The following is a 19,505-nucleotide window of genomic DNA, read 5'->3' as shown; positions in this document are numbered from 1 at the left end:
ACCCATGAGTCCCTACGCACGCTTCATCACCAACCATCCGTTGGCGAATGTCTCATTCGCGGTAATCCTGTTACTGGGCGTGCTGGGCTACCTCGGCATGCCACGCGAGCAGGACCCGGAAATCAATTTCAACTGGCTGGTGGTGAACACGGTGCTGCCCGGCGCATCGGCCGAGGACATCGAGAAGAAAGTCACCGAGCCGCTGGAAGAGGCGATCCGCACGCTGCCCGATATCCGCTTCGTCTCCAGCACCAGCCGCGACAATTCATCGACCATTCTGGTGCGCTTTCGCGAGGTGCCGGAGCGTCAGTTCGACAAGCACGTGACCGACCTGCGGCGGCTGGTGCAGAACAAGTACAACAGCGACCTGCCAAGCGACGCGAAGGAGCCCGACGTGCAGGAACTCACGACGTCGAACGGCTTCCCGACGGCGATGGTGCTGTTGACCGGTCCGGCCGCCGACGAGCGCCTGCGCCGCACCGCCCGGCAGATCCAGGACGACATCGAACGCCTGCCCGGCGTCGACCGCGTGATGGCCACCGGCCAGGGCGACCCCGAGCTGCGGGTGACGTTTTCGCCGCACGAAACCGCGGCGCGCGGGCTGACCGGCGCGCAGGTCGCCGACGCGGTGCGCGCCTGGTTTCGCGATACCTTTGCCGGCCGCGCACGGGTGGGCGACGACGACTGGCTGGTGCGGGTGATCGGCCAGCAGGCCGACGCCGACTATCTGGGCCGGCTGACGGTGCTGTCGCCCAGCCTGGGAACCCCGGTTCCGCTGTCTGCGCTGGCAACGGTGGAAACCGCGCGTGCGCGCGCCGCCAGCCTGGCGTCCGCCCATGGGCAGCCGGCGGTGATGCTATCCATCACCAAGAAGAGCAAGGTCAATACGCTCAACCTGGTGGCCGGGCTCAACCGCTACATTGCCGAGCGCGAGCCGGCGCTGAAGGCAGGTGGATATTCGCTGATGCTGTTCGACGACCAGACGGTGCCGACGAAGCGTGCCATCGGCGTGATGGAAACCAATGCGCTGATCGGCCTGATCATTGTGCTCGGGCTATGCTGGCTCTTCCTCGGCAGCCGGCTGGCGCTGCTGGTCAGCCTGGGCATTCCGTTCTCGCTGGCGGGGGCGTTTGCCATTCTGTACGCCTTCGATTTCACGCTCAGCATCCCGGTGCTGCTCGGCATCGTCATCGCGCTGGGCATGCTGGTCGACGACACGGTGGTGATCAGCGAGGCGATCTACTACCGCATCGTGCGCGGCGTCGACGCGCTGTCCGCCACGCTCGGCGCGATCCGCGAAGTCGGGTTGCCGGTGCTGGCTGCGGTCGCCACCACCATCGCCGCCTTCCTGCCGCTGATGCTGATGCCCGGCATCGTCGGCAAGTTCATGCTGCTGGTGCCGCTGGTGGTGACGCTGGCGCTGCTGATGAGCCTGCTGGAGGCCTACTGGATGATGCCGGCGCACGTGGTCGGCCTCAAGCTCGACTTCACCCGGCCGTCGCGCATGCAGCTGCGGCGCGAGCGGGCCACCCACACGCTGCGGGTGAAATACACCCGCCTGCTGGTGCGGCTGATGCGCCATCCCTGGATCATCGGCCTGGTGGTGGCGGCGCTGTTCCTGGGCGCGGTGACGCTGGTAGCCACCGGCGCGGTGCGCACGCAATTTTTCGCGTTCGATCCGATCCGTCTGTTCTATGTCAACGTCGACATGCCGAGCGGCAGCGCGATCGACGTCACCCTGCGCGAAACGGCGAAGGCCGAGGCGGTGGTGCGCCGCCACCTGCAGGACGACGAGGCACGCGGCGTGGCGAGCTACGCCGGCGTGAAATGGACCGATACCGAACCGCTGTACGGCGACGCCTACGGCCAGGTCAGCGTATCGCTGAATCCGCGCGACGGCGACATGCGCGAGGTCAGCGAAGTGGTCGACGCGATGCGCCGCGAACTGGAAGCCCTGCCCGGGCCCGGGCGGATTTCCTTCACCCAGCTGTCGGGTGGACCACCCGCCCAGAAACCGATCAAGCTGCGCCTGATGGGCGACGACGTCGCCGAACTGCGCGCAGCTGCGCAGGTACTGAAGCAGGCAGTGGCCCGGATCGAGGGCACCCGCGACGTCACCGACGACGACCTGCCGGGACGCCTGCAGTTGGTGTTGCAGCTTGACGCCGAAGCGCTCAAGGGCGCCGACCTCGATCCGGCCGCAGTGGCGCGGCTGGTGCGGCTGCACACCGAGGGCGAGATCGTCACCGACATCCGCGACAGCGGCGACAAGATCGAGGTGCGGGTGCGCGGCGCCACGGCCAACCCCGACGGCGCCCATCCAGACAACACCCACCCCGAGGCTGACGCTGCCGGCGGCCTTGCCGATATCCAGCAACTGCTGGCCGATCCGGTGGCGCTGCCCGGTGGCGGCACCACCACGCTCGGGGCGCTGGTGCACGCCGACACTCGCATCGGCTCGGGGGGCATCAAGCACTACAACCTCAAGCGCGCGATCACCATCGAATCCGACCTCGACAAGGACCGCATCGACACGGTCGACGCCAACGCGCAGATCGCCGCGCAGTGGGATGCGATCGAGGCGCGCTACCCGAACACCCGCATCGACTTTTCCGGCGAGCTCGACGACATCAACGAAAGCCTGGACGCGATGAAGATGCTGTTCCTGCTCGGCATCGGCCTGATCTATCTGATCCTCGCCGCGCAGTTTCGCTCCTACTGGCAGCCGCTGCTGATCCTGCTGACGGTGCCGATGGCCTTCACCGGCGTGGTGTTCGGCTTGTTCATCACGCAGAATCCGCTGTCGCTGTACACACTATACGGCGTCATTGCGCTCACCGGCATCGCGGTCAACTCAGCCATCGTGCTGATCGACGCCGCCAACAGCCGCCTGCGCGATGGCATGGGCCTGCTGCACGCCACGCTGTATGCTGCGCGGCGCCGCGTTGTCCCCATCATCATCACCACCACCACGACCATCGGCGGCCTGTTCTCGCTGGCGGTCGGACTCGGCGGCAAATCGTTGATCTGGGGGCCGATGGCAGCGAGTCTGGTATGGGGCCTGCTGGTCGCCACCACGCTCACGCTGTTCACCATGCCCATCCTGTTCCGGCTGGCGATGCAGGTCGGCCCGGGGCTGCGCAGCGGCCTCGCGCGCAGGCTGCGCCGCCCGGCTGCCGCCTGATCGAGGTTGCGCCCGATGAACCCACGCGAGCTGCTGCTGGAATCCTTCCGCGTTGCGGTAGCCGCCGCGGACCCCGCCCACATCCTGCCGCCCCACTTGCCCGCGCCGCCGCGCGGCCGCACCCTGGTGGTCGGCGGCGGCAAGGCTGCGGCCAGTATGGCCGCGGCCGTGGAAGCGCACTGGCCGGCCGACGCACCCTTGTCCGGGCTGGTGGTCACTCGCTATCAGCACGGCCTGCCGACACGCCGCATCGAGGTCGTCGAAGCCAGCCATCCGCTGCCCGACGGGCGCGGCGAGGCGGCTGCGCTGCGCATGCTGGAGAGGGCGGGTCAGTTGGGGCCGGATGACCTGCTGCTGGCGCTGGTTTCGGGCGGCGGCTCCAGCCTGCTCGCCGCCCCGGTCGAGGGCGTGTCGCTGAAGGAATTGCGGCAGGTGACCAAGGCGCTGCTCAGCGCCGGCGCGACCATCCACGACATCAACACCGTGCGCAAGCACCTCACCCGACTGTCCGGCGGACGGCTGGCGCGCGCGGCCAACGGCGCGCGCGTGCTCGCACTGATCATTTCCGATGTCGTCGGCGACGACCCGTCCCATATCGCGTCCGGCCCCTGTGCGCCCGACCCCACCACCTGCGCCGATGCGCTGGAGCGGCTGCAGCGCTTCGGCATTGCGCTGCCCGCCGGCGTGCGCCGTCATTTAGAGCAGACGACAGCGGAGGCCGACACGCCCAAGCCCGGCGACCCCTGCTTCGCGCGGACGGAAAACCGCATCATCGCCAGCGCCGAGGCCAGCCTGCAGGCTGCCTGCGCCTGCTTTGAACAGCACGGCATCCCGGCCATGGTGGTGTCGGACAGTATCAGCAGCGATGCGCAGACGGCGGCCAGGGCGCATGCTGCGCTGGCGCGTGCGACGACATCGCGTCCGATCGCGCTGGTTTCCGGCGGCGAGACCACCGTCACCCTGCAGCCGCAGCATGGACGCGGCGGGCGCAACACGGAATTTCTGCTGGCCCTGGCGCTCGAATGGGCGGACACCCCCGCCTGGGCGATCGCCTGCGACACCGACGGCATCGACGGCAGCGAAGACAACGCAGGCGCGGTGATCGGTCCGGATACGCTGGCGCGCGCGCAGGCGCAGCAACTCGACGCAGCTACCTGTCTGGCCACGCACGACAGTCATGGATTTTTCTCGGCCCTGGGCGACCTCGTCGTCAGCGGCCCCACCCGCACTAACGTCAACGATTACCGTGCGCTGCTGATTGGGCTCGATGAGGCAAGCCCCTAGTTCAGACGCTGCACCTGGACCGGGTCGCCCACTTTCAGGCCGAACGTGGTCGCAGCACTGCCGCGGTTGACCGCCAGTTCCAGCAGCCCGACGCTGTTGACGAACCAGAAGCCCTCGCCCTTGCCGACAAAGCCGAAACTCTCGCTGTGTTTGAATAGCTGGCCGGCGGCACTGACGCGTGCGCCCGGTTGCACACCTCGCACGCCGGTCCAGGCATTGCCAAAGTGGTCAATGTAGATCACCCGTGGCAGATCACCGGCGTCGAATTCGACATTCAGCGCGTCGATCGGGCTCAGCTTGTCGGTGGGGAATTCACCGCGCGCGATGTCGGCGGCAATCAGCGCAAACAGGTCGCGTCCGTGAAACGTGGCCGACATGCGCTCGGGCTGCCAGGTGATGCGCCAGCGCCGGGTGTCGGCATGGCGCGCGCCGACGATCGACAACAGCCCGTTGTCCGGGCCGACAAACCAGCGTCCATCCGCCAGCATCACCACGGCGTCGCGCGGCGTGCCGACGCCGGGGTCGACCACCGCAAGAAACACGCTGCCGAGCGGGAAGCTGGAGGCAAACGCCGCCAGCAAATGCGCGCCTGCATGCGGGTTGAAGTCCGGCACCTCGTGCAGCAGGTCTACCACCTGCTGGGCAGGCGCATGTTCGGCCAGGCGCGCCTTGACCTGTCCCACATAGGGATCACGCACGCCGAAGTCAGTGAAGAGAACGATCACGGGCTTTTCCTGATGACGGGAAGCAGCACTATGCCTGAGCGCGGCGCGCGCAGACAAGCTGCGGCTGGCGCGGACATGAAAAAAGCCGGGCAAGCCCGGCTTTTTTTATTGGATCGGAGTCGGCTTACTCGGCCTCGACCGGTTCAGCATCGGTCTCCGGACGGTCAACCAGTTCGACCAGCGCCATCGGCGCGTTGTCGCCCTTGCGGAAACCGTACTTGAGGATGCGCAGGTAACCACCGGGACGGGTCTTGTAGCGCGGGCCCAGTTCGCCGAACAGCTTGACGACGATGTCGCGGTCGCGCAGACGGTCGAACGCCAGGCGGTGGTTAGCCAGGCTCGGCTCCTTGCCCAGGGTGATCAGCGGCTCGACGAAACGGCGCAGTTCCTTGGCCTTCGGCAGCGTGGTCTTGATGACTTCATGCTTCAGCAGCGAGTTGGTCATGTTGCGGAACATGGCCAGACGGTGGCTGGTGGTGCGGTTGAGCTTGCGGTTGGATTGACGATGACGCATGGCGATTCCTTTCGTTCAGTATTCTTGGGCTAAGTCGCCTGCCACGGCGACCCGCACTTTATTATTTGATTCGGTTACGGGGTGTTGCTATGGATTCAGGGACGCTCGAGACCGGCGGGCGGCCAGTTTTCGAGCTTCATGCCCAAGGACAGACTCTTGGAAGCCAGCACGTCCTTAATTTCGTTCAGCGACTTGCGGCCCAGGTTCGGGGTACGCAGCAGTTCGGTTTCCGAACGCTGGATCAGGTCGCCGATGAAATAGATGTTCTCGGCCTTCAGGCAGTTGGCCGAACGCACGGTCAGCTCGAGGTCGTCGACCGGACGCAGCAGCAGCGGATCCACCTGCGGCGAACGCGGCGACTCGGACTCGGCCGGGGTACCTTCCAGATCGGCGAACACGGACAGCTGGTTCACCAAGATGCGGGCGGCGGTGCGCACGGCTTCTTCCGGCTCGACGACACCATTGGTCTCAATGTCGATCACCAGACGGTCGAGGTCGGTACGCTGTTCGACACGCGCGCTCTCGACCGAGTAGGCGACGCGGCGCACCGGGCTGAATGAGGCATCGACCAGAATCGAACCGACGGCGCGGGTTTCTTCCGAAACCTTGCGCGCGGTGGCCGGCTGGTAGCCTCGACCGGCTTCGACCTTGATTTCCATGTCGAGCTTGCCGCCCTTGGTCAGGTGGGCAATCACGTGGTCGGGGTTCAGCACTTCGATGTCGTGGCCGACTTCGATGTCGCCCGCGGTGACGACGCCTTCGCCGGACTTGGACACTTTAAGAATGGCCTCGGACTTGCCGTGCATCTTGAAGGCGATGCCCTTGAGGTTCAGCAGAATGTCGACGACATCCTCCTGCACGCCTTCGATGGTCGAATACTCGTGAACGACGCCGCTGATGGCCACCTCGGTCGGCGCATAGCCCACCATCGAGGACAGCAGGATGCGGCGCAGCGCATTGCCGAGCGTATGGCCGTAGCCACGCTCGAACGGTTCCATGATGACCTTGGCGTGCAGCGGGGAGGCACGATCGACCTCCACAATACGCGGTTTGAGAAATTCCGTAGCGCTTTGCATAGAGTACGTTTCCTTGAGAAGCAGCCCTTGAGACCGGGTCCGTCAGGACCGGGCCAGCTTATTTGGAGTACAGTTCGACGACCAGCGATTCGTTGATGGTCGACGGCAGTTCCGAGCGTTGCGGAGCAGCCTTGTAGGTGCCCTTGAGCGCCTTGGCATCGACTTCCACCCACTCGGGGTAGCCGCGCGCAGCAGTCGCCTCGGCAGCCGCCTTGACGCGCAGTTGCGCTTTTGCCTTGTCGGCCACTTCGACCACATCACCGGCACGCACCTGGTACGACGGGATGTTGACCCGGCGACCGTTCACGCTGATGCCGTTGTGACGCACGATCTGGCGCGCCTCGGTACGCGATGCGCCGAAGCCCATGCGGTAGCACACCGAATCCAGACGCGATTCCAGCATCGACAACAGGTTTTCGCCGGTCACGCCCTTGCGGCTGTCCGCACGCTTGTAGGTCAGACGGAACTGACCTTCGAGCACGCCGTAGATGCGACGGATCTTCTGCTTTTCACGCAGCTGAACGCCGTAGCCGGACAGGCGGGCGCCGCTTTTCTGGCCGTGCTGGCCAGGCGCATAGGGACGGCGCTCGATGGCGCATTTGTCAGTGAAACACTTCTCGCCTTTGAGGAAAAGCTTCTCGCCTTCGCGGCGGCACTGACGGCATTTGGGATCAAGATTACGAGCCATGATTTTCCCTGGAGATTAGATACGACGCTTTTTGGAGGGACGGCAACCGTTGTGCGGGATCGGGGTGACATCCGAGATCGCGACGATCTTGAAGCCCAGCGCATTCAGCGCACGCACAGTGGAGTCGCGACCGGGGCCGGGGCCCTTGATCCGCACTTCCAGGTTCTTGACGCCATATTCCTGCGCCATCTTGCCGGCATTTTCCGCCGCGACCTGCGCCGCGAACGGGGTCGACTTGCGCGAGCCCTTGAAGCCGGCGCCGCCAGCCGTCGCCCACGACAGGGCATTGCCCTGGCGGTCGGTGATGGTCACGATGGTGTTGTTGAACGAGGCGTGAATGTGCGCGATACCTTCGGCGACATTTTTCTTGACCTTTTTACGGGCGCGCGTTGCTGTTTTCGTTGCCATGATTAACCTTTGTTATTTCCTGATGGCCTTGCGCGGGCCTTTGCGGGTACGCGCATTGGTACGCGTACGCTGGCCACGTGCCGGCAGACCCTTGCGATGACGGAAGCCGCGGTAGCAGCCAAGGTCCATCAGGCGCTTGATGTTCATGGTGACTTCACGACGCAGATCGCCTTCGACCGTGAACTGGGCCACGCCTTCGCGCAGACGCTCAACTTCGGTCTCGGTCAGGTCCTTGATTTTCGACGACTGGGCAATGCCCGCGGCGTCGCAAATCTTGCCGGACGTGGTCCTGCCGATGCCAAAGATGGCGGTCAACGCGATTACCGCGTGTTGATGATTCGGGATATTAACCCCTGCAATACGAGCCATTCGCAATGCTCCGAACGGAAAACAAAAAATTATAACACGTCAACCCTGCTTTGGGTCGACTCGAATTCAATTCAGACCAACCCGAAGGTCAGCCCTGGCGCTGCTTGTGGCGCGGATCATCGCAGATCACGCGAACAACGCCCTTGCGGCGAACCACTTTGCACTTGCGGCACATTTTCTTGACTGAAGCCTGCACTCTCATGGTTTTCTCCATTCACTCGCCGGCAGCACGCTGCCGGACAACAATCACTTGGCCCTGAAAACGATGCGTCCCTTGGACAGATCGTAGGGGGTCAGCTCAACCGTAACCTTGTCGCCAGGCAGGATGCGGATGTAGTGCATGCGCATCTTGCCCGATATATATCCCAGCAATACATGGCCATTTTCCAGTTTGACCCGGAACGTGGCATTCGGCAGGTTTTCTAGGACCTCACCCTGCATCTGGATGACATCTTCCTTAGACATCTGCTTCCCCTGCCATCAGCGTCCCACCAGCCCGTTCCTGAAGTTGGCCTTCTTGAGCAAACCTTCATACTGATGCGACATGACGTAAGCCTGAACCTGCGCCATGAAATCCATCGTCACCACCACAATAATCAACAGCGATGTTCCGCCAAAGTAGAACGGCACGTTCCACTTCAGGATCAGGAACTCGGGCAGCAGACACACCAGCGTGATGTAGATTGCGCCCACCAGCGTCAGCCGGGTCAGGATCTTGTCGATGTAACGTGCGGTCTGGTCACCCGGACGGATGCCCGGAACGAATGCACCGCTCTTCTTCAGGTTGTCTGCCGTTTCCTTGGGATTGAACACCAGGGCCGTGTAGAAAAAGCAGAAAAATATGATCGCAATCGCATACATCAGCACATACACCGGCTGACCGGGCGCCAACGTCGCCGAGATATCCCGCAACCAGCCCATGTTTTCGCCGCTGCCGAACCAGCCCGCCAGCGTCGCCGGGAACAGGATGATGCTCGAGGCGAAAATCGGCGGAATCACGCCTGCCATGTTCAGCTTCAGCGGCAGGTGCGAGCTCTGCCCGCCGACCACCATCTTGCCAACTTGGCGCTTGGCGTAATTCACCAGAATCTTGCGCTGGCCGCGTTCGACAAACACCACCAGCGCGGTGACCAGCAGCACGCCGATGAACAGCACCAGCACCAGCGGGATCGAGAATGCGCCAGTACGCGTCAATTCCAGCGTGCCACCGATCGCGGAAGGCAGCCCCGCCACAATGCCGGCGAAAATAATGATCGAAATGCCATTGCCCAGACCGCGCTCGGTAATCTGCTCACCCAGCCACATCAGGAACATCGTGCCGGACGTCAGCGTCACCACCGTAATCAGGCGGAAACCCATGCCGGGATCCAGCACCAGACCCGCCTGCGATTCCAGCGCGATGGAAATGCCCAGCGCCTGGAAAATCGCCAGGAACAGGGTGCCGTAACGCGTGTACTGCGTAATCTTGCGACGGCCGGACTCGCCTTCCTTCTTCAGCGCCTCCAGATGCGGCGACACGGTCGTCATCAGCTGCACGATGATCGACGCCGAGATGTACGGCATGATCCCGAGCGCAAACAGGCTGAAGCGCGACAAGGCGCCGCCCGAGAACATGTTGAACATGCCCAGGATGCCGCCCTGCTGCGACTTGAACAACTGGTCGAGCACCATCGGATCGATACCCGGCACCGGAATAAAGGTGCCGATGCGATAGACGATCAGGGCGCCAAGCAGGAACAGCAGGCGACGCTTGAGGTCGCCAAATTTGTTCAAGCCGGTTTTGGGCATGGCCAAAGCGTGAGTCCTCGCTGACTTATTCGGCGATGGAGCCGCCGGCCGCTTCGATCGCGGCGCGCGCACCCTTGGTCACGGCGATGCCGCGCAGCTTGATCGGACGGCTGATTTCACCCGCCAGATAAATCCGCGCCATCTTGATCGAAGCGCCAACCAGGCCGGCTTGCTTCAGCACCAGCAGATCGATTTCGTCGACACCCACCGTTGCCAGTTCGTAGAGACGCACGCGTGCGGTATCCGCCTTGGTCAGCGAAACAAAGCCACGCTTCGGCAGGCGACGATGCATCGGCATCTGGCCGCCCTCGAAGCCGACCTTGTGGTAGCCGCCCGCGCGGGATTTCTGGCCCTTGTGACCGCGCCCGGCAGTTTTGCCAAGGCCCGAACCAATGCCACGTCCCACGCGACGCTTGTCTTTCTTGGCGCCGTCAGCCGGTTTAATCGTATTCAGTTCCATCTTAAGCCTCACACTTCACCAGATAGGCGACCTTGGTAATCATGCCGCGGTTTTCCGGCGTATCCAGCACTTCGACCGTGTGGTGCATCCGGCGCAGACCGAGGCCGCGCACGCATGCACGGTGCGCCTGCTTGGTTCCGATCAGGCTTTTGACCTGCGTCACCTTGATTTTCTTCTGTTCGCTCATGGCTGATTACCCCGTGATGTCTTCGACAGACTTGCCGCGCTTGGCCGCAATCTCGGACGGCGTCGACATTTTCATCAGGCCGTCGATGGTGGCACGCACCACGTTGTAGGGATTGGTCGAGCCGAGGCATTTGGCCAGCACGTTCTGCACGCCCATCACCTCGAACACGGCACGCATCGCGCCGCCGGCAATAATCCCGGTGCCTTCCGACGCCGGCTGGATCAGCACGCGCGACGCGCCATGCTGCCCGATCACCGTGTGGTGGAAGGTGCCGCTCTTCAGGTTGATCTTGACCAGCTTGCGGCGCGCTTCTTCCATCGCCTTCTGCACGGCCACCGGCACTTCGCGGGACTTGCCCTTGCCCATGCCGATGCCGCCGTCGCCGTCGCCAACCACGGTCAGTGCGGCAAAGCCCATGATCCGACCACCCTTCACCACCTTGGTGACACGGTTGATCGAAATCATCTTCTCGCGCAAGCCGTCGCCGCGCTCTTCGTTACTAGTAGGTGCTGTACGGGCCATCTTGATTCTGCCTCGTTAAAATACCAAACCGCCTTCGCGGGCCGCTTCTGCCAGGGCTTTCACACGCCCGTGGAACTTGAAGCCGGCACGATCGAAGGCCACTTTTTCAATACCCAGTCCTTTGGCCTTTTCAGCCAGGCGCTTGCCCACTGCCGCAGCTGCAGCAACGTTTCCGCCGTTGGTCAGGCTCGCGCGCAGATCCTTGTCGTTGGAAGACGCGCTGGTCATCACCGTGCCGCCATCCGCAGAGATAATCTGCGCATAGATATGACTGTTGGTACGGAGAATGGCAAGGCGGATCGCCTTGACGGCCGCGATTTTGGCGCGGGTTTTGCGCGCTCTGCGAATCCGTGATTGCTTGGTGTTCATTTTCTGTCCTTAAGCCTTACTTCTTCTTGGTCTCTTTCTTGATGACCACTTCGTCGCTATAGCGCACGCCCTTGCCCTTGTAGGGCTCCGGCGGACGGTATGCGCGCACGTCGGCGGCCACCTGCCCAACAACCTGTCGATCCATACCCTTGATCACGATTTCAGTCTGCGTCGGGGTTTCGACCTTGATGCCGGCAGGCATCTTGTGCACAACCGGATGCGAGAAACCCAGCGTCAGGTTGAGCGCATCACCCTGTGCCTGAGCGCGGTAACCGACCCCGACCAGCAGCAGTTTCTTCTCGAAACCCTTGGTAACGCCCTGCACCATGTTGTTGACCAGCGCACGCAGGGTGCCGGCCATGGCGTTCGCCTGAATGCTTGCACCGACAGGCGCAAACGTCAGCACGCCGTCCTTCAACGCGACCGTGACATCGTTCGCTGCGGCCTGGTTCATCGCACCGAGCGGGCCCTTGACCGAGATCACGCTACCTAGTGTGACTTCGACGCCTTTCGGCACGGTAATGGGATTATTGGCTACACGTGACATATCTGATCTCCCTTACGCAACCACGCACAGGACTTCGCCACCCACGCCCTTGGCGCGAGCATGGCGGTCAGTCATGACGCCGCTGGAGGTGGACACGATGGCAACGCCCAGGCCATTCATCACGCGCGGCAGATCTTCGGCGCCCTTGTAGATGCGCAGGCCAGGCTTGCTCACACGCTCGATGCGCTCGATCACCGGGCGACCTGCGTAATATTTCAGCTGCAATTCGAGTTCGGGCTTGCCCGCCTCGCCGCGAACGGCGAAATCCTCGATGTAGCCTTCGTCTTTCAGCACTTTGGCAATGGCCACTTTGACCTTGGAAGACGGCATGGTGACAGCCGCCTTTTCTACCGCTTGTGCATTGCGGATGCGGGTCAGCATGTCCGCGATGGGATCACTCATACTCATTTAGTTTGCCCCTTACCAGCTAGCCTTGACAATGCCCGGAATCTCACCGCGCATCGCATATTCGCGCAACTTGCCACGCGCCAGGCCGAACTTGCTGAAAACACCACGCGGACGACCGGTCAGCTGGCAGCGATTGCGCTGGCGCACCGGGCTGGCATTGCGCGGCAGTGCCTGCAACGCCTTGTATGCCGCCATGCGATCTTCTTCGCTGGTCTGAACATTGGCGATCGCGGCTTTGATTTCGGCACGCTTGGCGGCATATTTCTTCACCATGCGCGCGCGCTTTTCTTCACGGTTAATCAAGGATAATTTGGCCATGCCTACCTCAATTCTTGAACGGGAAACTGAAGGCGGCAAGCAGGGCTCGCGCTTCATCATCAGTCTTGGCGGTGGTGGTGATGGTGATGTTCATCCCACGCAGCGCGTCAATCTTGTCGTATTCGATCTCGGGGAAAATGATCTGTTCCTTGACGCCCATGTTGTAGTTGCCACGGCCATCAAAAGACTTGCCCGAAATGCCCCGGAAGTCACGGATACGCGGCATCGCGACCGTCACCAGACGATCCAGGAACTCGTACATCTGCCCGCGGCGCAGGGTGACCATGCAGCCCACCGGGTAGTTTTCGCGAATCTTGAAACCCGCGATCGACTTCTTGGACTTGGTCACCACCGGCTTCTGACCTGCAATCTTCTGCATGTCGCCCACCGCGTGCTCCATCACCTTCTTGTCGGCAACCGCTTCACCCACACCCATGTTCAGGGTGATTTTCTTGATGCGCGGCACTTCCATGACGGACCTGTAGCCAAACTGTTCTACCAGCTTGGGCACCACCGTCTCACGATAAAATTCTTGCAAACGCGCCATGATTACCCCTGTGCGTCAACCATTTCGCCATTGGACTTGTATACCCGCACCTTGCGGCCGTCCTCCAGCACCTTGTAACCCACGCGATCCGCCTTCTGCGTTGCGATGTTGTACAGCGCAATGTTCGAAGCCTGAATCGGCATTTCCTTTTCGACGATGCCGCCCTGGATGTTGCGCATGGGGTTCGGCTTCTGGTGTTTCTTGACGCGATTCACGCCCTCGACCACCAGATGGTCGCCTTCCAGCACGCGCAGCACGGTGCCGCGTTTGCCCTTGTCCTTGCCGGTCAGGACGATGACCTGATCGTTTTTACGAATACGTGCCATGATTCCCTCTCACAGAACCTCAGGCGCAAGCGAGACGATCTTCATGAACTTCTCGGTACGCAACTCACGGGTAACCGGCCCGAAAATACGGGTGCCGATCGGTTCTAATTTGTTGTTCAGCAGCACGGCGGCGTTGCCATCAAAGCGCACGAGCGAGCCATCAGGACGGCGAACGCCCTTGGCGGTGCGAACCACCACAGCATTGTAGATGTCGCCTTTTTTGACGCGACCACGCGGCGCAGCATCCCTGATGGTGACCTTGATGATGTCGCCCACGCTGGCGTAGCGACGATGGCTACCACCCAGCACCTTGATGCACATCACCGATCGTGCACCGGTATTGTCTGCAACGTCCAATACGGACTGCATCTGAATCATTTAAATTGCCTCCAACTTAATCCACCCACTTCAATCAACAGCGGCGGCCAGTTTTGGAACCCGTTCGGGAGATATTCCGCAACCAAGCTCAATCAAACCCTAAGCTCAATCAAACGTGGTGCGGAAAACACTGAGTCAGCGAACCGGAACACATACCGGCCAACCAACCGGAAAACCCGGCATTATACCGAGCCTATTAACTTCATGCAAGCTTTATACGCGAGCGCGCTCAAGCAGCTTGCTTACCGTCCAGGCCTTGGTACGCGACAGCTTGCGCGACTCCTCGATCTGCACCGTATCACCTTCGTGAAACTCGTTGTTTTCGTCGTGAGCGTGATACTTCTTCGACAGGCGGATCACCTTGCCGATCACCGGATGCTTGACGCGACGCTCGACCAGAACGGTCACCGTCTTGTCCATCTTGTCGCTCACCACGCGCCCGGTCAGGGTGCGCACCATCTTCTTGGTTTCAGTCATGCTTGACCCGCCTTCTCACGCATAATGGTCTTGACCCGTGCAATATCGCGACGCAGCTTGCCCAGGTCGGCAGTCTTGCTCGACTGCTGAGTGGCCACCTGCATACGCAATGCAAAGTGGGCACGCAGCAGGGATTCGAGCTCCTGCTTCAGTTCATCGGCATTCTTGCCGCGCATTTCTTTCGTATTCATCACTCAGCTCCCGATCATGCGGGTCACGAAGGTGGTGGCGATCGGCAGCTTGGCAGCGGCCAGGCGGAACGCCTCGCGCGCCAGCGTCTCGTTCACGCCGTCCATCTCGTACAACACCTTGCCCGGCTGGATTTCAGCCACGTAGTATTCCGGCGCACCTTTGCCGTTACCCATCCGCACTTCGGCAGGCTTACGCGAAATCGGCTTGTCCGGGAAAATGCGGATCCAGATGCGGCCGCCCCGTTTGATATGGCGGGTCATCGCACGACGCGCAGCCTCAATCTGACGCGCGGTCAGACGGCCGCGGCCGACGGCCTTCAGGCCGAAGTCGCCAAAGCTCACATCGGCACCGCGAGTCGCCAGGCCGGTGTTACGGCCTTTCTGTTCCTTGCGGAATTTTCTTCTAGCTGGCTGCAGCATGTTTCACTCCTGATTTCTTGCCGCGCTTGTCCGCTTCAGCCGCCGCAGGCTGCTCGCCACGGGTCAGCGCATCGCCCTTGTACACCCAGACCTTGATGCCGATGATGCCGTAGGTGGTCTTCGCTTCGGCAAAGCCGTAGTCGATTTCAGCACGCAGCGTATGCAGCGGCACGCGGCCTTCGCGGTACCACTCTGTCCGGGCGATCTCGGCGCCGTTCAGACGGCCCGCGCTCATGATCTTGATGCCCTGCGCACCCAGGCGCATGGCGTTCTGCATCGCACGCTTCATGGCGCGACGGAACATCACCCGCTTCTCCAGCTGCTGCGCGATGCCGTCAGCGATGATCTGCGCATCGGTTTCCGGCTTGCGCACTTCCTCGATGTTGACGTGCACGGGCACCGACATCAGGCGCGCAAGTTCGCCGCGCAGCACTTCGATGTCTTCGCCTTTCTTGCCGATGACCACACCGGGGCGACCGCTGAAAATCGTGATGCGCGCGTTCTTGGCCGGGCGCTCGATCAGCACCTTGGAGATGGACGCGTGCGCAAGCTTCTTCTTCAGATAGTCGCGAACCTTGATGTCCTCCAACAAGGTGGTGGCGAAGTTGCGATTCGAGCCGTACCACTTGGCGGTCCAGATGCGCTGAACACCAAGACGGAACCCAATCGGATGTATTTTTTGTCCCATGCCGCTTCCTTAATCCCCAACCGTCACACTGATGTGACAGGTCGGCTTGCTAATACGGTTGCCGCGGCCTTTGGCACGGGCAGTGAAGCGCTTCAGCACCGTGCCCTGGTCGACCAGAATCGTCTTGACCTTCAGGGTGTCGATGTCGGCGCCTTCATTGTGCTCAGCGTTGGCAATTGCCGACTCGAGCACTTTCTTGATGATGCCGGCGCCTTTTTTCGGGCTGAAAGCCAGGATGTTCAGCGCCTTCTCAACGCGCAGGCCGCGGATCTGGTCGGCGACCAGACGGCCTTTCTGTGCAGACAGGCGGGTACCACGCAAAATTGCAGAAACTTCCATCATGCGCTCCTTATTTCTTCGCCTTCTTGTCCGCAACGTGACCCTTGAAGGTTCGCGTCAGGGAAAACTCACCCAGCTTGTGACCGACCATGTTCTCGGTCACGAAAACCGGCACATGCTGACGACCGTTGTGCACCGCAATCGTCAGACCGATGAAGTCGGGCAACACGGTGGAACGACGCGACCAGGTCTTGACCGGGCGCTTGTCATTGGAGCCGCGGACGGCTTCAATCTTTTTCAGCAGGTGCCCGTCAACGAAGGGGCCTTTTTTAATTGAACGTGCCATTTCTATCTACCTCAATCAGCGCGCGTTGCGGCGGCGGACGATCATGTTGGAGGTGCGCTTGTTGCTGCGGGTGCGATAACCCTTGGTCGGCGTACCCCACGGGCTGACCGGATGACGGCCCGCAGCAGTACGGCCTTCACCGCCGCCGTGCGGGTGGTCACACGGGTTCATCACGACACCCCGCACCGTCGGGCGGATACCGCGCCAGCGATTGGCGCCGGCCTTGCCGATCGAACGCAGGCTGTGCTCTTCGTTGCCGGCTTCGCCCAGCGTGGCGCGGCAGTCGACGTGCACCTTGCGGATCTCACCCGAACGCAGACGCAACTGGGCGTAGCTGCCTTCGCGCGCCAGCAGTTGCACCGAGGTGCCGGCCGAGCGCGCGATCTGCGCACCCTTGCCCGGCATCATTTCGACGCAATGCACCGTGCTGCCGACCGGGATGCTGCGCAGCGGCAGGCAGTTGCCCGCCTTGATCGGCGCTTCGGCGCCGCTCACCAGCTGCGCGCCCACCGCCACGCCACGCGGCGCGATGATGTAGCGACGTTCGCCGTCGGCGTAGCACAACAGGGCCAGATGCGCTGTGCGGTTGGGATCGTATTCAATCCGCTCGACCTTGGCCGGCACACCGTCCTTGTTGCGACGGAAATCGACCACGCGGTAATGCTGCTTGTGACCACCACCCTTGTGACGCACGGTGATGTGGCCGTTGTTGTTACGACCCGAACCACGCTTCTTGGGCTCGAGCAGCGCCGCAACCGGCTTGCCTTTGTGCAGGCCGGGGGTAACGACCTTGACGACCGCACGGCGGCCGGCAGAAGTAGGTTTGACTTTAATCAGTGCCATGGTTTTCTCCCTTACTGTCCGGACGTGAAGTCGATGTCCTGACCCGGCTTCAGGGTGACATACGCTTTCTTCCAGTTGTCACGACGACCCGTGACACGACCGGAGCGTTTGACCTTGCCCTTGACGTTCAGCACCTGCACGCCCGCAACCTCGACCTTGAACAGATTGGCGACAGCAGCGCCGATTTCCTGCTTGGTCGCGTCGGGCAACACACGAAATACAACCTGGTTCAGCTGGTCGGCCACGCGGGTGCTCTTTTCGGAGATCACCGGCGCGAGAATGACTTTGAGCAGACGCTCTTGACTGATCGCACCCATCACACCATCTCCTCAAACTGCTTGACCGCCGCCTTGGTGATCAGCACGTTACCGAACTTGACCAGACTCCACGGATCCGCCTGATGCGGCTCGACCACATAGACATTCGGCAAGTTGCGCGACGACAACCACAGGTTGTCATCCACGGTGTCTGCAATAATCATGACCTTGCCGTAGCCCATCGACTTCAGCTTGCCCGCGAGCAGCTTGGTCTTGGGCGAATCGATGCCCAGGCTTTCCACCACTTTCAGCTTGCCCTCGCGTGCCAGCTGCGACAGGATCGTTGCCAAACCGGCGCGATACATCTTGCGGTTGACCTTGTGGCTGAAATTCTCGTTCGGCTTGTTCGGGAACGTAACGCCACCCCCACGCCAGATCGGGCTCGAGGTACGACCGGAACGCGCACGGCCAGTACCCTTTTGACGCCACGGCTTGTGGGTGGATGCAGTCACTTCCGCACGCGTCTGCTGCGCACGGTTGCCGCTGCGCGCATTCGCCTGGAACGCGGTCACCACCTGGTGCACCAGCGCCTCGTTGTAATCGCGACCAAAGGTTTCATCGGAGGCGGACACGCTGGCCACCTGCTGACCCTGGTCATTAATGACATTCAAATCCATTAGGCACCGCCTTTCACTGCCGGGCGCACCACCACGTGGCCACCCTTGGAGCCGGGAACGGCACCCTTCAACAAGACCAGGCCGCGCTCTGCATCCACACGCACCACCTCAAGATTCTGCTTGGTGCAGGTCACCGCGCCCATATGACCGGACATGCGCTTGCCCGGAAACACGCGGCCCGGATCCTGCGCCATGCCGATCGAGCCCGGCACATTGTGCGAGCGCGAGTTGCCGTGGGTGGCACGCTGAGATTTGAAGTTGTGACGCTTGATGGTGCCCGCAAAGCCCTTGCCCTGCGTCACACCGGTGACGTCCACTTTCTGGCCCGCCTGGAACAGCTCGACCGAAACCGTCGCACCCGGCTGGTATTGCGCAGCATCTTCCGCTGACACGCGGAACTCGCGCAGCAGTTCGCCCGCGTCCACACCCGCCTTGGCGAAATGACCGGCTTCCGGTTTGCTGACACGGCTATTGCGGCGGCTGCCATAGGCAAGCTGCACAGCGGAATAACCGTCATTTTCTGGCGTGCGCACTTGCGTCACACGATTGTTGGACATTTCCAGCACAGTCACCGGAACGGACGCGCCGCTCTCGGTGAAAATGCGGGTCATGCCGACCTTGCGGCCAACGAGCCCGATACTCATCTTTGTATTTCCTATCACAAGCCGGCCGCCGAAGCTGCCGACAAGGTTTGTAGGTGCCGATTACAATTGACCGGCGACTATTTGATACAGCTGAAGGGGCAGCATTATAACCATGCCGCCCACTTTTTACAACTTGATTTCGACGTCCACGCCAGCCGGCAGATCCAGCTTCATCAGGGCGTCGACCGTTTTTTCGGTCGGGTCCATGATGTCCATCAAACGGCGATGGGTGCGGATCTCGAACTGGTCACGCGAGGTCTTGTTGACGTGCGGCGAACGCAGCACGTCAAAACGCTCGATCGAGGTCGGCAGCGGAACCGGGCCCTTGACCACGGCGCCGGTGCGCTTGGCCGTTTCCACGATTTCGAGCGCCGACTGGTCGATCAGTTTGTAGTCAAACGCCTTCAGGCGGATGCGAATTTTCTGGTTTGTCATGGTTTGAAATTACTCTTCGATCTTCGCCACGACGCCGGCACCGACGGTGCGGCCGCCTTCGCGGATGGCAAAACGCAGGCCTTCGTCCATCGCGATCGGCTGGATCAGCGACACCTTGATGCTGACGTTGTCGCCAGGCATCACCATCTC

32 protein-coding genes and 1 pseudogene are annotated in these 19,505 nt (G+C 61.9%); 2 read left to right on the top strand and 31 right to left on the bottom strand.

Annotation, left to right across the window (positions count from 1 at the left end; genetic code table 11):
- Positions 1–4 precede the first annotated feature (4 nt).
- Together Q8R61_RS13320 and Q8R61_RS13315 are read left to right on the top strand one after the other, a co-directional pair.
- Positions 5–3,184, top strand: a complete 3,180-nt coding sequence (locus Q8R61_RS13320) for an efflux RND transporter permease subunit (protein WP_305538063.1) — start codon at positions 5–7, stop codon at positions 3,182–3,184.
- Positions 3,185–3,199: 15 nt separating this feature from the next.
- Complete coding sequence (locus Q8R61_RS13315; protein WP_305538061.1) at positions 3,200–4,468, top strand: glycerate kinase; 1,269 nt, start codon at positions 3,200–3,202, stop codon at positions 4,466–4,468.
- Here Q8R61_RS13315 and Q8R61_RS13310 read toward each other — a convergent pair.
- The 31 genes and pseudogenes from Q8R61_RS13310 to tuf form a co-directional block, all read right to left on the bottom strand.
- Positions 4,465–5,193 (bottom strand): S-adenosyl-l-methionine hydroxide adenosyltransferase family protein, encoded by a 729-nt coding sequence (locus Q8R61_RS13310; protein WP_305538059.1) that lies wholly within the window; start codon positions 5,191–5,193, stop codon positions 4,465–4,467. The genes Q8R61_RS13315 and Q8R61_RS13310 overlap by 4 nt on opposite strands.
- Before the next feature lie 124 nt (positions 5,194–5,317).
- On the bottom strand, positions 5,318–5,707 hold the full coding sequence (gene rplQ / locus Q8R61_RS13305) for a 50S ribosomal protein L17 (RefSeq protein ID WP_305538057.1): 390 nt from the start codon (positions 5,705–5,707) through the stop codon (positions 5,318–5,320).
- A gap of 95 nt (positions 5,708–5,802) precedes the next feature.
- Positions 5,803–6,783, bottom strand: coding sequence for a DNA-directed RNA polymerase subunit alpha (gene rpoA / locus Q8R61_RS13300; RefSeq protein ID WP_305538055.1), 981 nt, complete (start codon positions 6,781–6,783; stop codon positions 5,803–5,805).
- Positions 6,784–6,841: 58 nt separating this feature from the next.
- Positions 6,842–7,471, bottom strand: coding sequence for a 30S ribosomal protein S4 (gene rpsD / locus Q8R61_RS13295; RefSeq protein ID WP_305538053.1), 630 nt, complete (start codon positions 7,469–7,471; stop codon positions 6,842–6,844).
- 15 nt (positions 7,472–7,486) lie between these two features.
- Positions 7,487–7,879: a 30S ribosomal protein S11 gene (rpsK, locus tag Q8R61_RS13290; protein WP_305538051.1), complete on the bottom strand. Its 393-nt coding sequence runs from the start codon at positions 7,877–7,879 to the stop codon at positions 7,487–7,489.
- Positions 7,880–7,891: 12 nt separating this feature from the next.
- The gene (rpsM, locus tag Q8R61_RS13285; protein WP_305538049.1) at positions 7,892–8,248 is read right to left on the bottom strand and encodes a 30S ribosomal protein S13; all 357 of its coding nucleotides are present in this window, start codon (positions 8,246–8,248) and stop codon (positions 7,892–7,894) included.
- An 88-nt stretch (positions 8,249–8,336) separates the two neighbouring features.
- A complete protein-coding gene (gene rpmJ / locus Q8R61_RS13280; protein ID WP_026240735.1) occupies positions 8,337–8,450 on the bottom strand; it encodes a 50S ribosomal protein L36 in 114 nt (37 codons plus the stop codon).
- Between the two features lie 44 nt (positions 8,451–8,494).
- Positions 8,495–8,713 (bottom strand): translation initiation factor IF-1, encoded by a 219-nt coding sequence (gene infA, locus Q8R61_RS13275; RefSeq protein WP_305538047.1) that lies wholly within the window; start codon positions 8,711–8,713, stop codon positions 8,495–8,497.
- A 15-nt stretch (positions 8,714–8,728) separates the two neighbouring features.
- Positions 8,729–10,036, bottom strand: a complete 1,308-nt coding sequence (gene secY / locus Q8R61_RS13270; protein WP_305538045.1) for a preprotein translocase subunit SecY — start codon at positions 10,034–10,036, stop codon at positions 8,729–8,731.
- Between the two features lie 25 nt (positions 10,037–10,061).
- Positions 10,062–10,496, bottom strand: a complete 435-nt coding sequence (rplO, locus tag Q8R61_RS13265; protein ID WP_305538043.1) for a 50S ribosomal protein L15 — start codon at positions 10,494–10,496, stop codon at positions 10,062–10,064.
- 1 nt (position 10,497) lies between these two features.
- Positions 10,498–10,683, bottom strand: a complete 186-nt coding sequence (rpmD, locus tag Q8R61_RS13260; RefSeq protein WP_305538041.1) for a 50S ribosomal protein L30 — start codon at positions 10,681–10,683, stop codon at positions 10,498–10,500.
- 6 nt (positions 10,684–10,689) lie between these two features.
- Positions 10,690–11,205 carry a 30S ribosomal protein S5 gene (rpsE, locus tag Q8R61_RS13255; RefSeq protein ID WP_305538039.1) on the bottom strand — a complete coding sequence of 172 codons (516 nt, stop codon included), beginning with the start codon at positions 11,203–11,205 and terminating at the stop codon, positions 10,690–10,692.
- A 15-nt stretch (positions 11,206–11,220) separates the two neighbouring features.
- Positions 11,221–11,574, bottom strand: a complete 354-nt coding sequence (rplR, locus tag Q8R61_RS13250; RefSeq protein ID WP_305538037.1) for a 50S ribosomal protein L18 — start codon at positions 11,572–11,574, stop codon at positions 11,221–11,223.
- 16 nt (positions 11,575–11,590) lie between these two features.
- Positions 11,591–12,121 (bottom strand): 50S ribosomal protein L6, encoded by a 531-nt coding sequence (rplF, locus tag Q8R61_RS13245; RefSeq protein WP_305538035.1) that lies wholly within the window; start codon positions 12,119–12,121, stop codon positions 11,591–11,593.
- A 12-nt stretch (positions 12,122–12,133) separates the two neighbouring features.
- The gene (rpsH, locus tag Q8R61_RS13240; protein ID WP_018507847.1) at positions 12,134–12,529 is read right to left on the bottom strand and encodes a 30S ribosomal protein S8; all 396 of its coding nucleotides are present in this window, start codon (positions 12,527–12,529) and stop codon (positions 12,134–12,136) included.
- Between the two features lie 12 nt (positions 12,530–12,541).
- Positions 12,542–12,847 (bottom strand): 30S ribosomal protein S14, encoded by a 306-nt coding sequence (rpsN, locus tag Q8R61_RS13235; RefSeq protein ID WP_305538027.1) that lies wholly within the window; start codon positions 12,845–12,847, stop codon positions 12,542–12,544.
- 7 nt (positions 12,848–12,854) lie between these two features.
- Complete coding sequence (rplE, locus tag Q8R61_RS13230; protein ID WP_305538025.1) at positions 12,855–13,394, bottom strand: 50S ribosomal protein L5; 540 nt, start codon at positions 13,392–13,394, stop codon at positions 12,855–12,857.
- 2 nt (positions 13,395–13,396) lie between these two features.
- Positions 13,397–13,720, bottom strand: coding sequence for a 50S ribosomal protein L24 (rplX, locus tag Q8R61_RS13225; protein ID WP_305538023.1), 324 nt, complete (start codon positions 13,718–13,720; stop codon positions 13,397–13,399).
- A gap of 9 nt (positions 13,721–13,729) precedes the next feature.
- Positions 13,730–14,098 carry a 50S ribosomal protein L14 gene (gene rplN, locus Q8R61_RS13220; protein ID WP_305538021.1) on the bottom strand — a complete coding sequence of 123 codons (369 nt, stop codon included), beginning with the start codon at positions 14,096–14,098 and terminating at the stop codon, positions 13,730–13,732.
- A 213-nt stretch (positions 14,099–14,311) separates the two neighbouring features.
- The gene (rpsQ, locus tag Q8R61_RS13215) at positions 14,312–14,575 is read right to left on the bottom strand and encodes a 30S ribosomal protein S17 (protein ID WP_305538019.1); all 264 of its coding nucleotides are present in this window, start codon (positions 14,573–14,575) and stop codon (positions 14,312–14,314) included.
- Entirely contained in the window at positions 14,572–14,766 is a 195-nt protein-coding gene (gene rpmC, locus Q8R61_RS13210; RefSeq protein ID WP_305538017.1) for a 50S ribosomal protein L29, read from the bottom strand. The genes rpsQ and rpmC overlap by 4 nt, the downstream gene beginning before the upstream one ends.
- A 3-nt stretch (positions 14,767–14,769) precedes the next feature.
- Positions 14,770–15,186 carry a 50S ribosomal protein L16 gene (gene rplP / locus Q8R61_RS13205; RefSeq protein WP_305538015.1) on the bottom strand — a complete coding sequence of 139 codons (417 nt, stop codon included), beginning with the start codon at positions 15,184–15,186 and terminating at the stop codon, positions 14,770–14,772.
- Positions 15,170–15,874, bottom strand: coding sequence for a 30S ribosomal protein S3 (gene rpsC, locus Q8R61_RS13200; RefSeq protein WP_305538013.1), 705 nt, complete (start codon positions 15,872–15,874; stop codon positions 15,170–15,172). The genes rplP and rpsC overlap by 17 nt, the downstream gene beginning before the upstream one ends.
- A gap of 9 nt (positions 15,875–15,883) precedes the next feature.
- Complete coding sequence (gene rplV, locus Q8R61_RS13195) at positions 15,884–16,213, bottom strand: 50S ribosomal protein L22 (RefSeq protein WP_305538011.1); 330 nt, start codon at positions 16,211–16,213, stop codon at positions 15,884–15,886.
- A 10-nt stretch (positions 16,214–16,223) separates the two neighbouring features.
- Complete coding sequence (rpsS, locus tag Q8R61_RS13190) at positions 16,224–16,499, bottom strand: 30S ribosomal protein S19 (protein ID WP_305538009.1); 276 nt, start codon at positions 16,497–16,499, stop codon at positions 16,224–16,226.
- 15 nt (positions 16,500–16,514) lie between these two features.
- A complete protein-coding gene (rplB, locus tag Q8R61_RS13185) occupies positions 16,515–17,342 on the bottom strand; it encodes a 50S ribosomal protein L2 (RefSeq protein WP_305538006.1) in 828 nt (275 codons plus the stop codon).
- Between the two features lie 11 nt (positions 17,343–17,353).
- A complete protein-coding gene (gene rplW / locus Q8R61_RS13180) occupies positions 17,354–17,659 on the bottom strand; it encodes a 50S ribosomal protein L23 (RefSeq protein WP_305538004.1) in 306 nt (101 codons plus the stop codon).
- Positions 17,659–18,276 (bottom strand): 50S ribosomal protein L4, encoded by a 618-nt coding sequence (rplD, locus tag Q8R61_RS13175; protein WP_305538002.1) that lies wholly within the window; start codon positions 18,274–18,276, stop codon positions 17,659–17,661. The genes rplW and rplD overlap by 1 nt, the downstream gene beginning before the upstream one ends.
- Positions 18,276–18,920 (bottom strand): 50S ribosomal protein L3, encoded by a 645-nt coding sequence (gene rplC / locus Q8R61_RS13170; RefSeq protein ID WP_305538000.1) that lies wholly within the window; start codon positions 18,918–18,920, stop codon positions 18,276–18,278. Before rplC ends, rplD begins: the two co-directional genes overlap by 1 nt.
- A 126-nt stretch (positions 18,921–19,046) precedes the next feature.
- The gene (rpsJ, locus tag Q8R61_RS13165; protein ID WP_305537998.1) at positions 19,047–19,355 is read right to left on the bottom strand and encodes a 30S ribosomal protein S10; all 309 of its coding nucleotides are present in this window, start codon (positions 19,353–19,355) and stop codon (positions 19,047–19,049) included.
- A 9-nt stretch (positions 19,356–19,364) separates the two neighbouring features.
- Positions 19,365–19,505: pseudogene (tuf, locus tag Q8R61_RS13160) on the bottom strand (elongation factor Tu); the annotation flags it as partial.

Origin of the sequence: Thiobacillus sp., assembly GCF_030696885.1 — a bacterium.
Classification (GTDB): domain Bacteria; phylum Pseudomonadota; class Gammaproteobacteria; order Burkholderiales; family Thiobacillaceae; genus Thiobacillus.
This window is presented reverse-complemented; position numbering and strand designations above follow the sequence as displayed.

Coding starts and splice junctions, on each gene's coding strand:
- Q8R61_RS13320 (WP_305538063.1), top strand. CDS start 5: ATGAGTCCCTACGCACGCTTCATCACCAACCATCCGTTGGCGAATGTC.
- Q8R61_RS13315 (WP_305538061.1), top strand. CDS start 3,200: ATGAACCCACGCGAGCTGCTGCTGGAATCCTTCCGCGTTGCGGTAGCC.
- rplQ (WP_305538057.1), bottom strand. CDS start 5,707: ATGCGTCATCGTCAATCCAACCGCAAGCTCAACCGCACCACCAGCCAC.
- rpoA (WP_305538055.1), bottom strand. CDS start 6,783: ATGCAAAGCGCTACGGAATTTCTCAAACCGCGTATTGTGGAGGTCGAT.
- rpsD (WP_305538053.1), bottom strand. CDS start 7,471: ATGGCTCGTAATCTTGATCCCAAATGCCGTCAGTGCCGCCGCGAAGGC.
- rpsK (WP_305538051.1), bottom strand. CDS start 7,879: ATGGCAACGAAAACAGCAACGCGCGCCCGTAAAAAGGTCAAGAAAAAT.
- rpsM (WP_305538049.1), bottom strand. CDS start 8,248: ATGGCTCGTATTGCAGGGGTTAATATCCCGAATCATCAACACGCGGTA.
- rpmJ (WP_026240735.1), bottom strand. CDS start 8,450: ATGAGAGTGCAGGCTTCAGTCAAGAAAATGTGCCGCAAGTGCAAAGTG.
- infA (WP_305538047.1), bottom strand. CDS start 8,713: ATGTCTAAGGAAGATGTCATCCAGATGCAGGGTGAGGTCCTAGAAAAC.
- secY (WP_305538045.1), bottom strand. CDS start 10,036: ATGCCCAAAACCGGCTTGAACAAATTTGGCGACCTCAAGCGTCGCCTG.
- rplO (WP_305538043.1), bottom strand. CDS start 10,496: ATGGAACTGAATACGATTAAACCGGCTGACGGCGCCAAGAAAGACAAG.
- rpmD (WP_305538041.1), bottom strand. CDS start 10,683: ATGAGCGAACAGAAGAAAATCAAGGTGACGCAGGTCAAAAGCCTGATC.
- rpsE (WP_305538039.1), bottom strand. CDS start 11,205: ATGGCCCGTACAGCACCTACTAGTAACGAAGAGCGCGGCGACGGCTTG.
- rplR (WP_305538037.1), bottom strand. CDS start 11,574: ATGAACACCAAGCAATCACGGATTCGCAGAGCGCGCAAAACCCGCGCC.
- rplF (WP_305538035.1), bottom strand. CDS start 12,121: ATGTCACGTGTAGCCAATAATCCCATTACCGTGCCGAAAGGCGTCGAA.
- rpsH (WP_018507847.1), bottom strand. CDS start 12,529: ATGAGTATGAGTGATCCCATCGCGGACATGCTGACCCGCATCCGCAAT.
- rpsN (WP_305538027.1), bottom strand. CDS start 12,847: ATGGCCAAATTATCCTTGATTAACCGTGAAGAAAAGCGCGCGCGCATG.
- rplE (WP_305538025.1), bottom strand. CDS start 13,394: ATGGCGCGTTTGCAAGAATTTTATCGTGAGACGGTGGTGCCCAAGCTG.
- rplX (WP_305538023.1), bottom strand. CDS start 13,720: ATGGCACGTATTCGTAAAAACGATCAGGTCATCGTCCTGACCGGCAAG.
- rplN (WP_305538021.1), bottom strand. CDS start 14,098: ATGATTCAGATGCAGTCCGTATTGGACGTTGCAGACAATACCGGTGCA.
- rpsQ (WP_305538019.1), bottom strand. CDS start 14,575: ATGACTGAAACCAAGAAGATGGTGCGCACCCTGACCGGGCGCGTGGTG.
- rpmC (WP_305538017.1), bottom strand. CDS start 14,766: ATGAATACGAAAGAAATGCGCGGCAAGAATGCCGATGAACTGAAGCAG.
- rplP (WP_305538015.1), bottom strand. CDS start 15,186: ATGCTGCAGCCAGCTAGAAGAAAATTCCGCAAGGAACAGAAAGGCCGT.
- rpsC (WP_305538013.1), bottom strand. CDS start 15,874: ATGGGACAAAAAATACATCCGATTGGGTTCCGTCTTGGTGTTCAGCGC.
- rplV (WP_305538011.1), bottom strand. CDS start 16,213: ATGGAAGTTTCTGCAATTTTGCGTGGTACCCGCCTGTCTGCACAGAAA.
- rpsS (WP_305538009.1), bottom strand. CDS start 16,499: ATGGCACGTTCAATTAAAAAAGGCCCCTTCGTTGACGGGCACCTGCTG.
- rplB (WP_305538006.1), bottom strand. CDS start 17,342: ATGGCACTGATTAAAGTCAAACCTACTTCTGCCGGCCGCCGTGCGGTC.
- rplW (WP_305538004.1), bottom strand. CDS start 17,659: ATGGGTGCGATCAGTCAAGAGCGTCTGCTCAAAGTCATTCTCGCGCCG.
- rplD (WP_305538002.1), bottom strand. CDS start 18,276: ATGGATTTGAATGTCATTAATGACCAGGGTCAGCAGGTGGCCAGCGTG.
- rplC (WP_305538000.1), bottom strand. CDS start 18,920: ATGAGTATCGGGCTCGTTGGCCGCAAGGTCGGCATGACCCGCATTTTC.
- rpsJ (WP_305537998.1), bottom strand. CDS start 19,355: ATGACAAACCAGAAAATTCGCATCCGCCTGAAGGCGTTTGACTACAAA.